This is a genomic window from Acidobacteriota bacterium, assembly GCA_016196035.1.
GTDB lineage: Bacteria > Acidobacteriota > Blastocatellia > RBC074 > RBC074 > JACPYM01.
In genome coordinates this window covers 20,298-34,591 of sequence record JACPYM010000007.1, presented here as the reverse complement: position 1 = coordinate 34,591, position 14,294 = coordinate 20,298, and the positions used below count along the sequence as shown (strand labels likewise).

General features: G+C 60.0%; 11 protein-coding genes. 3 read left to right on the top strand and 8 right to left on the bottom strand.

Annotation, left to right across the window (positions count from 1 at the left end; all coding sequences use genetic code 11):
* Positions 1 to 205: 205 nt before the first annotated feature.
* The 6 genes from HY011_02700 to HY011_02675 all read right to left on the bottom strand — a co-directional run bounded on the left by HY011_02700 (position 206) and on the right by HY011_02675 (position 8,492).
* Entirely contained in the window at positions 206 to 1,375 is a 1,170-nt protein-coding gene (locus tag HY011_02700; protein MBI3421826.1) for a VWA domain-containing protein, read from the bottom strand.
* Between the two features lie 203 nt (positions 1,376 to 1,578).
* Positions 1,579 to 3,882, bottom strand: coding sequence for a hypothetical protein (locus HY011_02695; GenBank protein MBI3421825.1), 2,304 nt, complete (start codon positions 3,880 to 3,882; stop codon positions 1,579 to 1,581).
* 54 nt (positions 3,883 to 3,936) lie between these two features.
* Positions 3,937 to 4,335: a GxxExxY protein gene (locus HY011_02690; protein ID MBI3421824.1), complete on the bottom strand. Its 399-nt coding sequence runs from the start codon at positions 4,333 to 4,335 to the stop codon at positions 3,937 to 3,939.
* A gap of 74 nt (positions 4,336 to 4,409) precedes the next feature.
* Positions 4,410 to 5,489: an AAA family ATPase gene (locus tag HY011_02685; protein ID MBI3421823.1), complete on the bottom strand. Its 1,080-nt coding sequence runs from the start codon at positions 5,487 to 5,489 to the stop codon at positions 4,410 to 4,412.
* Complete coding sequence (locus HY011_02680) at positions 5,486 to 6,979, bottom strand: hypothetical protein (GenBank protein ID MBI3421822.1); 1,494 nt, start codon at positions 6,977 to 6,979, stop codon at positions 5,486 to 5,488. The genes HY011_02685 and HY011_02680 overlap by 4 nt, the downstream gene beginning before the upstream one ends.
* 169 nt (positions 6,980 to 7,148) lie before the next feature.
* Complete coding sequence (locus HY011_02675; GenBank protein MBI3421821.1) at positions 7,149 to 8,492, bottom strand: SWIM zinc finger family protein; 1,344 nt, start codon at positions 8,490 to 8,492, stop codon at positions 7,149 to 7,151.
* A gap of 330 nt (positions 8,493 to 8,822) precedes the next feature.
* Between HY011_02675 and ychF the strand changes: the two genes are divergently transcribed.
* Positions 8,823 to 9,923 carry a redox-regulated ATPase YchF gene (gene ychF, locus HY011_02670; GenBank protein ID MBI3421820.1) on the top strand — a complete coding sequence of 367 codons (1,101 nt, stop codon included), beginning with the start codon at positions 8,823 to 8,825 and terminating at the stop codon, positions 9,921 to 9,923.
* A 29-nt stretch (positions 9,924 to 9,952) separates the two neighbouring features.
* Here the strand turns inward: ychF and HY011_02665 are convergent, their stop codons facing one another.
* Together HY011_02665 and HY011_02660 are read right to left on the bottom strand one after the other, a co-directional pair.
* A complete protein-coding gene (locus HY011_02665; GenBank protein ID MBI3421819.1) occupies positions 9,953 to 11,680 on the bottom strand; it encodes a hypothetical protein in 1,728 nt (575 codons plus the stop codon).
* A gap of 128 nt (positions 11,681 to 11,808) precedes the next feature.
* Positions 11,809 to 12,693 (bottom strand): pantoate--beta-alanine ligase, encoded by an 885-nt coding sequence (locus HY011_02660; GenBank protein MBI3421818.1) that lies wholly within the window; start codon positions 12,691 to 12,693, stop codon positions 11,809 to 11,811.
* 277 nt (positions 12,694 to 12,970) lie between these two features.
* Here HY011_02660 and HY011_02655 point away from each other — a divergent pair, with 277 nt between their 5' ends.
* On the top strand, positions 12,971 to 13,576 hold the full coding sequence (locus HY011_02655) for a hypothetical protein (protein ID MBI3421817.1): 606 nt from the start codon (positions 12,971 to 12,973) through the stop codon (positions 13,574 to 13,576).
* A 67-nt stretch (positions 13,577 to 13,643) separates the two neighbouring features.
* On the top strand, positions 13,644 to 14,279 hold the full coding sequence (locus tag HY011_02650; protein MBI3421816.1) for a hypothetical protein: 636 nt from the start codon (positions 13,644 to 13,646) through the stop codon (positions 14,277 to 14,279).
* Positions 14,280 to 14,294 lie beyond the last annotated feature (15 nt).

The following is a 14,294-nucleotide window of genomic DNA, read 5'->3' as shown; positions in this document are numbered from 1 at the left end:
TTTCATTTGCGTGTACGGTAGGCGCGCCGCGCCGGGACAGTACCGCGCGCGTGAGCAAGCGGCGCTTCGGCGTTGCGTCAGTCAGTCGTGCTTGACGCGCCGCTTGCTCACGCGCGCGGTACTGTCCCGCTGCGCGGCTTTTTGCCATACACCGAAGTGAAAACCGATCTAACTTGCAGTGCCAACACGAGCGGCGAATTAGCATTTAGGCCCGCGCCGTCACGATTTCGCGCGCCGCCGCCCATTTCGCCACATCCTGCCGATTGATTGCCGCCGCCATCAAATCGGGAAAGAGATCGGGCGTACATGCAAACGACGTGATGCCCAATTCGGCAAAGGCTGCCGCCACGGCGTGATCATAACTGGGCGCGCCATCGTCATTCAGCGCCAGCAACGCGATGCATTGCACGCCCGCACTCACCAATGCTGCCGCACGTTTCAGCATTTCCTGCCGGTGGCCGCCCTCATAAAGGTCGCTGATCAAAATCAAAATCGTCTCGCTCGGCGCGCGCACAAGGCCCTGGCAATAACCCAACGCGCGATTGATGTCCGTGCCGCCGCCGAGTTGCGTGCCGAACAGGACTTCGACCGGATCGCTCAGCATCTCGGTCAAATCAACGACGGCGGTGTCAAAGACCACCAGCTTCGTACTGACTGCGGGCAGCGAAGCCAGCACCGCCGCAAAGATGCTCGCATACACCACCGAGGTCGCCATCGAACCGCTTTGGTCTACGCACAGGATAATCTCGCGCAACGACGAGCGTTTGCGTCCGTAACCAATGCGTGTCTCAGGGATGATCGTTTGATATCCGGGTTGAAAATGTTTGAGGTTGGCGCGAATGGTGCGCGGCCAATCAATTTCGTTATGGCGCGGACGCCGGTTGCGCGCAGCGCGATTCAAGCTGCCCAACACAGCCTGGCGTGTTGGATTCGCGAGCTTGCGTTGCAACTCTTCAACCACGCGGCGCACAACCAGCCGCGCGGTCTCTTTGGTTTTGGCAGGCATGATGTGACTAAGTGAAACCAATTCGGCGACCAGATGCACATCGGGTTCGATGGCTTCGAGCATTTCGGGTTGCAGCAGCATTTGTTTCAGGCCCAAGCGCTCAAACGCATCCTGTTGCATCACGCGCACGACGGAGGATGGGAAATAGGCGCGAATGTCGCCCAGCCAGCGCGCCACGTTGGGGGCCGAACTGCCCAGACCGCCGCTGCGTTGTTGCGGGTTTTGCCCTTGGCCGTTGCGATTGGCATCGTACAGCGCACGCAATGCGCCATCCATTGCCAGATCGGCTTTGCTCAAATCGCAGCCGGTGCCGTCGCTTTCTTCGCTGCCTAGAATCAAACGCCAGCGGCGTAATCGTTCGTCGTGCATTGCTTCAGCTCTATAAATCGAACCAACCGAGTTTGGGGCTTTGTTTGAAACGCGCCCCGTGGCACTCAGGCGTTTAGAGTTCCGCCTTCAGGCGGTGGCGTGCCGCAGACGCGGAATTTCGGCGCTGCGCGCCGCCACCGCCTGAAGGCGGAACTCTAAACGCTTGCGCCTATAGTTTTCAGTAAAACCCGAGTGTGCCGATGTCAGTGGCTTGCATTCGGCCCGATCTGCAAGCCCAACAATCGTGCCGCCAACGGCAACACCGCCGCCGCCGTCATCTCGTCAAAATCTGCCGCCCCGCCCAAGGACATGGCCGCGCCTGACGGGCCACGCGCTACTCGCTCGCCCATCTGCCGCCGTTCGGGCGCGGTGAAGTTGGCAAAGGTGCGACGCAACAGCGGCAACAACGCGATGAATTGCTCTTCGGGTAGTGCCGTCAGCCAAGCGTCCAGCACCTGCCATAACACTTCGTCGTGCAGCAATAGCAAGCCGCTGCCGTGCAAAAAGCCTTCGACCCAAGCGCCCGCTTGCGTAGGTTCATTCGCCGACGACAACGCCAGGCTCAAGCGCCGCGCGGCTTCACCTGCATCCAATGCCTGCGCATCCAGCAGCAAGCGGCAGGCGCGCCCGGCCAGCATCGCAGCTTGGCCGTGCAAGCCGTGTTGTTCGGCCAAACGCAACAGCGTCTGCTGCCATTGCGCTGTGTGTGCCTCTTGTTGCAACAACTGAATCGCCGCATTGACCTTGTCGAACCGCGCGAACATCGCCTGCGCCGCTTCGTCATTGAGCGAAGCGCACGCGCCCGGCAAGCCGATGCAAATGCGCGCGACCAAGCCATCAGTCACTGTGCTGAGCAAGGCCGCATCGGTCTGGCGCACGTCGCTGTAGCGCTGCACGTTGGCGAGCGGCGGCAGCGCATCCATCAACAAGCCTACATCGCTGGCGAGCGCGGCTTCGGTTTGCAAGCGCGCCATCAGATGCGCAACGGCGTCGGGCAAAGCGCTGAGCAGCACCTGTTGCAACAACCCCGTCAATGCGGGTAAGTCAGATTTATCGGCCTTGTCGCGCGCCTTGCTGCTGGCGGCGGTTTGAAGCGTGCTGCCCCAGACGCCCGCTTCGATCAATTGCACGACGAATTCAGGTTGCCAGCGCACGCGCCACAGTTCGTGAAAGGTGCCGCTCTTGCCGGACACGCCTTGCACCGCGCCCCACGGCACGCCGAGCAGATTCAACCGGTGCAGCAAGCGGCTGCGTTCCAGGTCGGTCTCTTTACGCAAATCCAGATCAAGCGTTTTCTCGTTGGCCTCAGCTTTCAGGCGCAATCGTTTCTGCTCGCGTTGCAAATCCTGTTGCAAGGGCACGAGCGGCGTTTCGTCGGGCACGCGGCCCAGCGTCTCGCCGACGATCAGCTTTTCGTGAATCAGCCGCAGCGGCAGGTTGTCGCCGAAACAGAACACGCTTTGCACGGCTTCATTCAATTCCGGCAAACCGGTCAACGGACGCCCGCGCAGCGCCGCCAGCGTCTCGGCCAGGCGCACCGCTTCGATCACGTGCGCCGAAGAAACGTCCAGCCCTTCGTCGCGCAACAGTCGCGCCACCCGCGCCAGCCAGCGTGTAGCGACGCCCTCTTGCGTCAGCCACAAATGCTGATACCAGCCGGGCGCTTCGATGCCCGCGCCGTAACCGCTTTGATAACTCAACCGCCCGTGCGTCCACGGCGTCCATGTGGCTTGCACTTTCACTTTGGGCAAGCCCTTGAGCAACGCCGCATCTGGCTTGGCGGTTTGTGCGATGACTTCGTCCGTCAGCATTGGCGCGTGCCAAGCCCCGCACACAACGGCAATGCGCGCCAAGCCTTCTTTCCGTGCGCCGCGAATGGTCTGGCGCATCCATGCTTCCCGAAGAGCTTCGCGCGACGCTTCTCTGTTTAACTCACTCTGTTCGGCTTCCGCTTCTTCACCAGACTCAGCGTTAGCCAATTTCGCGTCCGACACTTCTCGCTCAGCTTCCGCCCGCAACGCCGCCATCGCTTCCAACAGCGCCGCGAACAGGTCTGCGCCATCGCGCCGCTGTTCGACGACGTATTCCCACCAGCGCTCGCTGTCGTCGTAGCCCGCCGCTTGCGCCAGCACACCGATGGGATCAGATTGAATTGGAGATTTGAGATTTGAGATTGAGGATTGCTCAGTCAGTGCCAGCCAGTGCGTTTGCGGCAAATCCATGAACCGCGTGGGAATCTGTTTAGACAAACCAAACTGCAAGGCCTGCCATTCGGGCGAGAATATGGCGAAAGGATAAAACACGGCGCGTTGCGGCTGCTCGGCCTGATAAACCAATAACGCGACGGGCGGCTCCATTTGTTCGTGCGTGAGCAAGGGCAGCGCAGCTTCGGCATCGGGCGGGCCTTCGATCAGGAGGCAATCGGGCTGCAATTCTGCCAACGCCCGCAACAAGCTGCGGGCAGAGCCGGGGCCGTGATGTCGTATGCCGAAGATGTATAAGCTCATAGTCGGTTAAGAGAGATTACGGAACAGACGGAAATAACGGAACAGACGGAAGTCTCAACGGTGGTCTTTGATGTTTGGCACGCGAACTTGTTCGAGCAAGGGGTAGTGTCCGAAGTTGAAGAGCAAGCCGAGTTGAAAGCCGGTGGCTTTGCAATAGTTGAGCACTTGCGCGCGATGCTCGCTGGTGAGCTTGGTCACGGCCTTGAGTTCGACAATAACTTTGCTGTAACAGACCAAATCGGGCTGATAAGTTTGTTTGAGCGATTGCCCTTCATAGACCAAAGTCAGCGTAGGCTTAGCGACAAACGGAATTCCACGCTTTCTCAATTCCAGTTCTATACATTCCTGATAAACCGCTTCCAGAAATCCGTTCCCTAGCACCGCATAAACCTGCATCGCTGCTCCCTTGATGGCATAACTCTCTGCCTCATAAATTAGCTTTTCAGCCTTCATCGCAACGTCTTTTCCCAAAAATTTCCGTCTGTTCCGTTATTTCCGTCTGTTCCGTAATCTCAAAAAGTCACCGATTACAAAACCTCCCGGCACGCCCGATACAAATCCTTCCACCCTTCCCGCTCTTTCACCACCGTTTCCAAATACTCCTGCCAGACGACGCGGTCCTGCACCGGGTCTTGCACGACGGCGCCGGTCAGGCCCGCCGCGACATCGTGCGCGCGCATTTGGCCGTCGCCGAAATGCGCCGCCAGCGAAAGGCCGTGATTGACGACCGAAATTGCTTCGGCGGTGCTGAGCGTGGCGCTGGGGGCTTTGAGTTTGGTTTTGCCGTCCAGCGTCTTGCCGTCGCGCAGTTCACGGAAGACCGTCACGACACGGCGAATCTCGGCGAGGGCGGGGGCTTCGGCGGGCAGTTCCAGCGCGCGGCCCATGCTGGCGACGCGGCGGTCTACGATCTCGACTTCTGCGTCGAGCGTTTCAGGCACGGGCAAAATCACCGTGTTGAAGCGGCGTTTGAGCGCGCTCGACAATTCGTTGACGCCACGGTCGCGGTTGTTGGCGGTGGCGATCACGTTGAAGCCTTTGACCGCCTGTTCTTCGGTATTGAGTTCGGGGATCGGCAGTGTCTTTTCGGAAAGGATCGTAATCAGGGTGTCTTGCACATCGGCGGGGATGCGCGTGAGTTCTTCGACGCGCACGAGTTTGCCGGTTTGCATCGCGCGCATCACAGGGCTGGGCACCAGCGCGTCGCGCGAAGGCCCTTTGGCCAACAGGCTGGCGTAATTCCAACCGTAGCGCATCGCCTCTTCGCTCGTCCCGGCCGTGCCTTGCACCAGCAGCGCCGAATCGCCCGCAATCGCGGCGGCCAGATGTTCGCTCACCCACGACTTGGCCGTGCCCGGCACGCCCAGCAACAGCAACGCGCGTTCGGTCGCCAGCGTCGCGATGGCAATCTCGATCAGCCGCGCCTGCCCAATGTATTTCGGCGCAATCTCAAAGCCGTTGTCCAGCTTGCCGCCGAGCAAGTAAAGCGAGACAGCCCACGGCGACAGGTTCCAATTGGGCGGACGCGGGCGCGTGTCGTGTTGGGCAAGCTCGGCCAGTTCTTCGGCGTATTGTTGTTCGGCGTGTTGGCGTAACAGTTCGCTCATGGTTGTAACTCCTGAAGCATGTTGTGACGGAATTGCAGCAGGTTGAGCAGCAATTCCACTTGTGAGATGGCGGCAAGTTGTTCAAATTCCGCGCGGGCCGCAGCCAGCGTGGTCGGATGCAAACGGCAACCCAGCCGCAAGATTTCGCGCCACCACCAGGCGTTCCAGCCGGCGGCATAAAACGCGCTGTGCCGGGCGAACAATTCGATCAACGCGCGGCTGAACGCTGCGCTCCAATGCGGTTGAATGCAGTTGATGGCGCAGCGCAGGATGACAAAATCCTTCCAGGCTTTGTTCTCGCTCAACAGTTCCAACGCCAGCCGCTCTTGGCGCTCGCGTGACAGCAATTCAAACAGCGTATCCGGCGCGCCTTGTTTGATGGCGGCGGGCAGAAAGCGTTCCAACCAGGCGGCGTTGCGCGTGTGCATGGCGGCCTGCTGCCAACTGCTCAGCAACAGGGTTTGATATTCGTGCTTGTGCGTGGCCTGCAGCAACTCATCCACGGTCGCGCCCGCCGCGGCTTCCCAACGCTCCGGCGGCACGGCGCTGATGATTTGCTGTAACCACCAGGCAGGCTCGCTGAAGGGGCGGCTGACATTGCTTTTGCTCACGCCATCGCGGCGCAGCGCTTCGTCGCGTTCCGTCGGCACGCGCACCTCAATCGTCAGCTTGCCGCGCCCGCTATGGTTAAAGGTCACGTACTGTTGTGCCCGCTCCCACATGCGCGCGACAAAGGCCGATTCGGGCAAGGCCGCCAACAGCGCGGCTGCCGCCTGGCGCGCAATCGTCCATTCGCGGTCAAGCGCTTTTTCCAGCAAGGCTTCGTCGGCCTCGCTCAAGCCCCGCTTCAACAGCGGCAAAAACTCGCTCGCCTCTTTGGCCGAATCCTGCTCCCAGGTTTGCAACAACAGTGCGCGCGCCTGGGCCGGGTCGTCACGCCGCACGCGCTGCAACAGGGCCTTGCGCTCTTGCAGCGTGCCCATTTCCCAGCGGCTCAAATCGCCGCTGGCGCCCAATGCGTATGCCCACTCTGTGTTTTGCTGTGCCAGCCACAAGCCACGCGCGCCGCTGACGGCAGGCAAGTGTTCGGATAACGCTTCCCTGCTCTTGCCGTAATCGAGCAGCGCGGGCAACAACTCTTCCGGCACGCGCTGTCCGGTTTGCGCCAACACGCCCAGAAACTCCGGGAAGAGGTCGGCGCACTCGCCTTGCAACAACAACCGCAACCGCGCCGCCACGCGCGCATTGCAACGCAGCAACGTTTCGGCAAGCGCAGCTTCCGGCAAGGCTTCGCCATGTTTCGCCGGTAAGCGGCCAGCGCGTTCGTGCAAAGCTGTCAGCGCCGCCGCCTGCAACAACGCGCCTTCGCGGTCGGTTGAATCAAGTTGCGCAAAGAGTGTTTGCAACGCCGCATCCACCGTCCCGGCATTGAATGCCTGGCGTTCGGTGCCGATGACAGCAGTCGTGACGATGTCTGTCCAAATGCTCATCAATTTGTCTCGCTTCCTGAAGCACGAGCACCGCGCAACGGAACAGTACCGCGACAGTGATGGAGCGGCAGTCGCGTACTCAACTATTGTTCCGGCAGGTATTTTCCCTTCAGGCTCCGCTCCATCACTGTCGCGGTACTGTTCCGGCGCTGCGCGCCGTGATTCACACTCAAGCACTCAGCCGCACAAAACGTTCGCCAGCCACAGCCAACGGCCACAAAAACTCGCCATCCCATTCGGCCATCAGATTGATCGGCTGTCCGCCACTCAATGCCAGCAATTCCCAACCCGCAGGATAGCGCGGCGCCAGCGGCCACGCGCGGCTTTCGTCATCCAACACAAACCAACGTTCCCGGCGCACAAACGGCGTCACGCCCGCCAGCACCAGCGGAAACAATTCCAGCCAGGGTTGGCGCGCCAATGCGACGGCATACGCGGCGCGCGCCACGGCGGAAGCAACGGCCTGCAACGGGAACCCCGCGCCGGGCAAAGGCACGGGGTGATGTTCGTCTTTGAGCAGCGCGCGCAACGGATACGCGCCCGGATAAAACACCAATTCGGCACTGAGCAGCGCGCCAACCGGCAAGGCCAGTTCAAACGTTTGTTTCGGCGCGGCGAATTGCAAGACCAGCGCGGCGCGTCCGCTCTGCTGGCCTAAGAGCCAGGTGCGTTGCACGCGCAAACGGTCTTCCTCTTCGACACGCTGCCCGGCAATAAACCAGAGATCGTGCATGCCATCCTGTTGCAACAGCATTTCCTGATTAACCGTCCAGCCGATGGTTGCGCGTATATCGGCTTGTGTTTCGGATGGCAAGCTGTCCAGCCGTTGGTAGCCTTCGCGCAACAGATGCAGCTTCGCCAGCCGTTCCAGCAACCGTGCCTGCCAACTTCCATCCGCGTTGGCGCCGCTGGCAATCACGCCGGGCAGTTCGCGAATCAGACGGGCGACACCGGGCGCTTGGGCATCCACCATGCGGGCGGCGGCGCGTTCCCAAAAACTAATCGGTTGGATTTGGGCGGCGGCTAAACCATTGCGCACCAGATCACGCAGCCAGAGGTCGAGTTCGCGCAGGCCAGCGGCGACTTTCTGCGCGTGGGCGGCGACGCGTTTGGCTTGGGCGTGGGGGTCGGGCGCTTTTTCTTCCGCCTGTTGCGCAGCTTGTTTTTCGGCTTTCTGTTCGGCGCGTTGGGCGCGAGAGGCGAGCCATTCGCTGACCCAGGCGGGCGGTTCCGCCGCAGTGAAGGCTTGGGGTTGGGCGGCGTAGACCAGCAACAAACCGAGGCCGTGTTTGCAAGGGAATTTGCGGCTGGGGCACGAACAGCGAAAGGCCGGTTCGGACAGCTCAATCTGCGTGTGGTACGGGTCTTTGCCGCTGCCCTGGCACAGGCCCCAGACGGCGTGTGCGTGCGCGCCGCAGCCTGACCATTTGTGCGGCACGGCCAACGCCTGCCCAGCCTTGGCCGAAGCCGCATCGGGCGCGAGCGCGAGAATCTGTGCTGTCGTCCAAGCCATGCCGTTCTCTCTCACCAATTGAAATCAACCGCGCGGTGGCGCTGGGGCGGGTGGATTATGCCCCAACTTTGCCGTGCGCGGGAAGAATGCGGTACAGGGAGCGAGGGTCACTATATATTCAAGCGTCGCAGTGATCAGGCCGCCACCGCTTTCCGTGCCTCATCGCAGGCTACGCCGTAGAATTCTAAATCGCGCGGGCCTCTGACTCAGCGCCACTCATTTTCAGGTTAATGAAGCGCCAGACTGACAAAGTAAGCGGCTGGACAAGGCGCGGGCGCATCCACTACAGTGCCGCTTACTTCGCATCAGCCCGTTTAGGAACCATCACTTATGTTACGCGCAGGCATCGTCGGATTGCCCAACGTCGGCAAATCTACCCTTTTTAACGCACTCACCTCGGCCCAGGCCGAGGCGCAAAACTTCCCCTTCTGCACCATTGATCCGAACATCGGCATTGTCGAAGTGCCCGACGAACGGCTGCAAAAGCTGGCCGAATTGGTCAAGCCGCAACGCACCGTGCCCGCGGCGGTCGAGTTCGTAGACATCGCGGGTCTGGTCAAAGGCGCTTCGACCGGGGAAGGCTTGGGCAACAAGTTCCTGGCGAACATCCGCGAGACCGATGCCGTCGTCCACGTCGTGCGCTGTTTTGAAGACCCCGACGTGATTCACGTGATGGGCGCGGTTGACCCTGTGCGTGACCGCGAAGTGATTGAACTGGAACTTGCGTTGGCCGATCTCGCCACCGTCGAACGAGGCCTCGACCGCGCCAAAAAGGTCGCCAAGTCGGGCGACAAAGAGGCGCTGGCGCAGATTCCCGTGTTGGAAAAAGCCTTGCAGTTTCTGGGCGATGGCACGGCGCTTTGGAAAGCCGGGCTGGATGCGGACGAAATGGCGGTGCTAAAACCGCTGACGCTGCTGACGACCAAACCGACGCTGTATGCCGCCAACGTCAGCGATGACGAACTGACGGGCGAAGAAGGGCCGCACCTCAAAGCCTTGCGTGCGGCGGTCAAGGAAAGCGGCGAGCACGCCGAGATCGTCCCCTTCTCCGCCAAGATCGAAGCCGAACTGAGCGAGTTGTCACCGGAAGAGCGCAAGGAATTCCTGGCCTCGCTCGGCATCGAATCCGCCGGTCTGGATCGTTTGATTCGCGCGGCTTATTCGCTGTTAGGATTGCAAACCTACTTCACCGCAGGCGAAAAGGAAGTGCGCGCCTGGACGATTCACCAGGGCGACACCGCGCCCAAAGCCGCCGCCGTCATCCACAGCGATTTCGAGAAGGGCTTCATCCGCGCCGAAACGGTCGCCTATGACGACTTCATCAAATGTGAAGGCTGGAAGGGTGCGAAAGAAAAAGGCCAGATGCGCTCGGAAGGCAAAGAGTATGTGGTGAAGGACGGCGATGTACTGCTGTTCCGGTTCAATGTTTGAGGAATGACTGGAATGGTGTTCGGCCCAGTTCACTGTCTGATAAGCCGGGCCACAAAAATAGGCACTACATCTGGGGCCTTACCGGGGGTGCGGTAACACATCCAAATTGCCTTTGGGTTTTCATAAACGATCTCACCCAAACTAAATCCCGCTGGCAGGAAACGCGCAATAAGCTCCAGTGACTGCTCGCGGCTAACAGTTTGCGGCCACGTGCCCAATAAAAACACCGCGCGCCCTGCCGGTAAATCCGCCACATCCATCAACACCGGGCGCGGGGCATAGGCGGCGGTAAATCTACCCGCCGGTCTGAACAAGACGGCATCGCGCGGTAACAATTTATCTAATTGCCGATAATCAGCCAGCAATCCGATACTGTTTTCAAAGAAAGCAGCCCGCGCTTGTTGTCCCAGCAAAATCGGAACAAATTGTTTGGCGTAATAGGCCTTTACCAGCAACCACGGCAACAGGAAAACAGCCGCGATGACAATTGCCAGCGGTCTTGCGCCAGCAGCCCAGGTTTGCACCCGTGGCGCAACAACAATCACCCACCAACACATGAGGCCGGCGGGTAACGCGCCTAGAAAGCGTAAATCAAACGGCAATAACCACACTAAAAGTACCAACTGAATTGCCAGCAACAGCGCGCCGAACATGCGCGTGGGCAGGGGGATTTTTGGCGTCAGCAAAGCCCCCAGCATTCCCAGCCACAAGAGTGGCGGGTAATTGATTAAGGCATACCCAACGACTTCCCGAATTGGCAGCCGATTAACCTCACGGGTGCGCGTCAACTCTGCTTGAATCTGTCGCGGCTCATAGACGGAGTGTGAAAACCATTGGCTTAAAACTGGGCCGAATGGCGAACCGGATTGCCGCCAGGTCCACAACAGCAGCGGCAAACTCAACACTATCCAAGGTAAACAAAGCCACAGCCAAACTTCCCAACGGGTTCGCCCAGGGATTTGGCGGCTTAGCCAAACACCCAGCCAGACAAGCAAAACACCAAGGACGGGCCACAAGGAAAGTTTGGTCGAAGCCGCGCCCAGACAGAGGATCGAAACCAGGCTGATGAACTGCCTCTCACCCAAAGCCGCCAGCAATTCCCGTCGTTGGAAAGCCGCCATTAAGGCTGCGGTCATGGCCAAGTCCCCTAAAGCGTGTCCACCAGCCGTCACGTGCCAGACAATCGAATACATGCCAACCAGCAAAGCGGCTGTCCAGATTGAGCTTTGTAGGTGAGAGACTGCGGCCTTCCGCAATACCAGCCAGACAAACCATGCCCAAACTCCGCTTAGCGCCCAGCTCACAACATTCATGGCATCCGGATAATGCAGCGCGTATAAAGGAGCGCTGGCAAGTTGATAAGTCATTTGCGGCAGAATTGCACCTTGCCACGGTTGCCGATAAAACCTTAGCCCTTCGTCCAAAACCAAACGGCTGGGCAAAACGAGGTGATAGTAAACTTCATCTATCTTCGTTGCGGGCGGCAAGGCAGCCAGCAAATTCAAGCATAAGGCAGCGCCACAAATTCCCAGCCCCAAGCCTTCCCCACGGCTAATCTCGCCGACGCGCAGTTTGGGCAATTGCGTTCGCTCATGCCAGACGGCAACTCCGCCGCAAAGTGCTAAAAGCCCCCACAAGCCACCTAAAACATTGCCCGTGGCCAGCCCTGCCATACCTGCAAGTTGAACCAGTAAACTGAAGGCTTCTAGCCCCAATACCAAACCCGCGACTTGGCGCCACGGTGCGGGCAAATGCATTTGGCAGAGTTGCAACAGCAACCTTCCCCAGCCATAAAAGCCCAGAGCCGTGATTGACCCGATCAGGAAAATCAGGAGTGGTGAATAGAAGGGAATGGCTAAGTAGGCTGTCATCAGCGGCGCAGACGTTATCCCAGCTTAATTCCCACCTTCGGTTTGAACTTCTCGTCGTGCAGGATAACGTTATCAATCAGCCGGGTCTTGCCGAAATATACCGCCAGTGAAAGCAGGGTCGCGCGGCCCGTCATATCGTCCAGGGGCGCAAGCTGATCGGTGTCGGTCGCCGCGATGTAATCGAGGCGCGCCAGCGGTTCGGTTTCAATCTCCTTACGCATAACTTTCATCAGCTTGGCGGCTTGGCGTTCGCCGTTGGTAAAGAGCGCCTCGGCTTTTTGCAAGGCGCGGGGCAGCACGGTGGCGGCTTTCCGTTCGGCGGGCGAGAGGAAATCGAAGTGCGAGGAAAGGGCCACCCCATCGGCATCGCGGATGGTGGGGGAAACGATGATCTCGGTTGACATGTGCAAATCGCGCATCATCTTTTTGGCGATCACGGTTTGCTGGGCGTCTTTCTGCCCCATGAACACAAAGCGCGGTTGCATCAGATTGCAATAAATCATCAGCACTGTCGCCGCGCCGCGAAAGTGATCGGGCCGCGTCGCGCTCTCGAGTTCCTCATCGCGGACTTTCACTTCGACCCAGGTGGCAAAGCCGGGCGGAAACATTTCCTCGGCATTCGGGGCAAAGACATACTCCACATCCAGCGGCAGCAGCAGATCGGCATCGTGCGCCAGATCGCGCGGATAATCTTCAAACTCCTGCTGCGTTTTGAACTGGTGCGGGTTGACGAAGATGGTCACGATGACGGCATCGGTCAGGCGTTTGGCCTCGCGCACCATATGCAGATGGCCTTCGTGCAGGGCGCCCATCGTGGGCACCAAACCAATCGTCTTCCCTTCGGCAGCCAACCGGGCAGCCAATGAATGCAAGCGCGCGGCACGAGTCACGATTTCCATAAGCGGCTCAGCGGTAGTTGATGGTTCAGATGAATCTTGCTTGGCCGCGATGGATTATATGCTCGCCCCACGGCATTGCAACCAAACTCAAGCCAAGTCTTGCCACTGAGTCGCCCGCAAATATTTTTTTCAGCGCCTGGGCCATCCGCCGCCAAAGCCGCGCTCTAGGGGGTGAAGACGGCAACGCGCCGTCTGAACGGAGGCGCGGCCATTCGGGCAATACCCCTTGGCCGCCCTCCTCGCCCCCAAACTCCGCAAACACGAAGGAGCTTTTGCAATGCAAGTTCACACCATCACTCGTCCACGGTTGAGCGGCTGGCTGGCCGCGCTATTGTTCACGTTGCTGACGCTGGCGAGCGTGCCTGCCCAGGCGCAACAATGCAGCGCCAACTTCGATTTCACCGACCCAGGCTCGCCGCGCTATCTTTCCACGCGCGGCAGTTTGCCGAACCTCGCGCTGCCGGGTTATGCGACCGGCAACGTTTACGGCTACATCCGCAACGGCCACCCGACGCGTCTTTACGTGCGCTTCGATCCCGACGTCAACGGCCCCAACAACCTGCGCCTCTTCCAACTCGACTTCAATTCGAGTTACGACTTCCCTACCCCAACCTACCGCTGCAGCGCCACCAGCACAGGCATCAAGCTCAGCTTCACTGGCGTGCCCGACGCGCACGAGTATTTCTACGGTGAATACACCTACTCCACCGGCCTCGCCAACGTGGACGTGTACCTGGATCGCAACGGCCCGGGCCGCGTCGTCGTCTACTACACGCACAAGAACTTCAGCCGCGCCGACACCACGCCGCCGCGCCCGACCAACGGCTACATCGTCAACGCTGTGCCGCAAGCGCCCGCGCGCCTCAACTACACGCAACGATAGCGCCTTCCGGGTGTGACAAGCCGCCCGGCTTGTCACACCTCACCTTCAATCAACAAAAGGAGTTTTTATGCCACGAATCAAATCATTGCTCGCGCTCTGTCTGCTAAGCCTCGCGCTCGCCGGCAGCACCTTCGCCCAACAACCCGCATCATCCGCCGCGCCATCCGCCGCGCCATCCGCCGCGCCATCCGCCGCGCCATCCGCCGCGCCATCCATTGCGCCTTCGCCCGAAGCGCAATTGCTGCGCGCCCTGCTCGATGAAGTCCGTCAACTGCGCCAGGTCATGCAACGCGCCACGCTCAATAATCACCGCGCCCAACTGTTGACCGGCCAACTGGCGCGCCAGCAAGCCCGCGTCGAAAGCCTCACCGAAGAGGTCGAACAACTCCGCGCCGCCCAGCAACAGAGCTACGACGCACGCCGCGATCAGGAAGAGTTGCAGGAACTCGAAGCCGCCTTCCAACGCGAATCCAACCCGGCGGCGCGCGAACAACTACGCCAAAGCTACCTGGGTCTGCAACGTGCGCTCACGCGCCAGCAGGAGGACGCGCGCCAGGAAGCCGAACGCCAGCGCCAGCGCCAGCAACAACTCGAAATCACCCTACGCGCCGAACAAGCCCGGCTCGTCGAGTTGCAGGAACAACTCGACGCCGTCGCCCGCGAGTTCGACAAACCCTCCACCGAACCCAAAAAGACCCGCTAACCACAAGGAGAAACC

What these genes read in the sequence shown, in the direction of transcription:
- HY011_02665 (MBI3421819.1), bottom strand. Translation starts at nt 11,680, where the DNA reads ATGCATTTGCCCGCACCGTGGCGCCAAGTCGCGGGTTTGGTATTGGGG.
- HY011_02650 (MBI3421816.1), top strand. Translation starts at nt 13,644, where the DNA reads ATGCCACGAATCAAATCATTGCTCGCGCTCTGTCTGCTAAGCCTCGCG.
- HY011_02680 (MBI3421822.1), bottom strand. Translation starts at nt 6,979, where the DNA reads ATGAGCATTTGGACAGACATCGTCACGACTGCTGTCATCGGCACCGAA.
- HY011_02690 (MBI3421824.1), bottom strand. Translation starts at nt 4,335, where the DNA reads ATGAAGGCTGAAAAGCTAATTTATGAGGCAGAGAGTTATGCCATCAAG.
- HY011_02655 (MBI3421817.1), top strand. Translation starts at nt 12,971, where the DNA reads ATGCAAGTTCACACCATCACTCGTCCACGGTTGAGCGGCTGGCTGGCC.
- HY011_02660 (MBI3421818.1), bottom strand. Translation starts at nt 12,693, where the DNA reads ATGGAAATCGTGACTCGTGCCGCGCGCTTGCATTCATTGGCTGCCCGG.
- HY011_02685 (MBI3421823.1), bottom strand. Translation starts at nt 5,489, where the DNA reads ATGAGCGAACTGTTACGCCAACACGCCGAACAACAATACGCCGAAGAA.
- ychF (MBI3421820.1), top strand. Translation starts at nt 8,823, where the DNA reads ATGTTACGCGCAGGCATCGTCGGATTGCCCAACGTCGGCAAATCTACC.
- HY011_02700 (MBI3421826.1), bottom strand. Translation starts at nt 1,375, where the DNA reads ATGCACGACGAACGATTACGCCGCTGGCGTTTGATTCTAGGCAGCGAA.
- HY011_02695 (MBI3421825.1), bottom strand. Translation starts at nt 3,882, where the DNA reads ATGAGCTTATACATCTTCGGCATACGACATCACGGCCCCGGCTCTGCC.
- HY011_02675 (MBI3421821.1), bottom strand. Translation starts at nt 8,492, where the DNA reads ATGGCTTGGACGACAGCACAGATTCTCGCGCTCGCGCCCGATGCGGCT.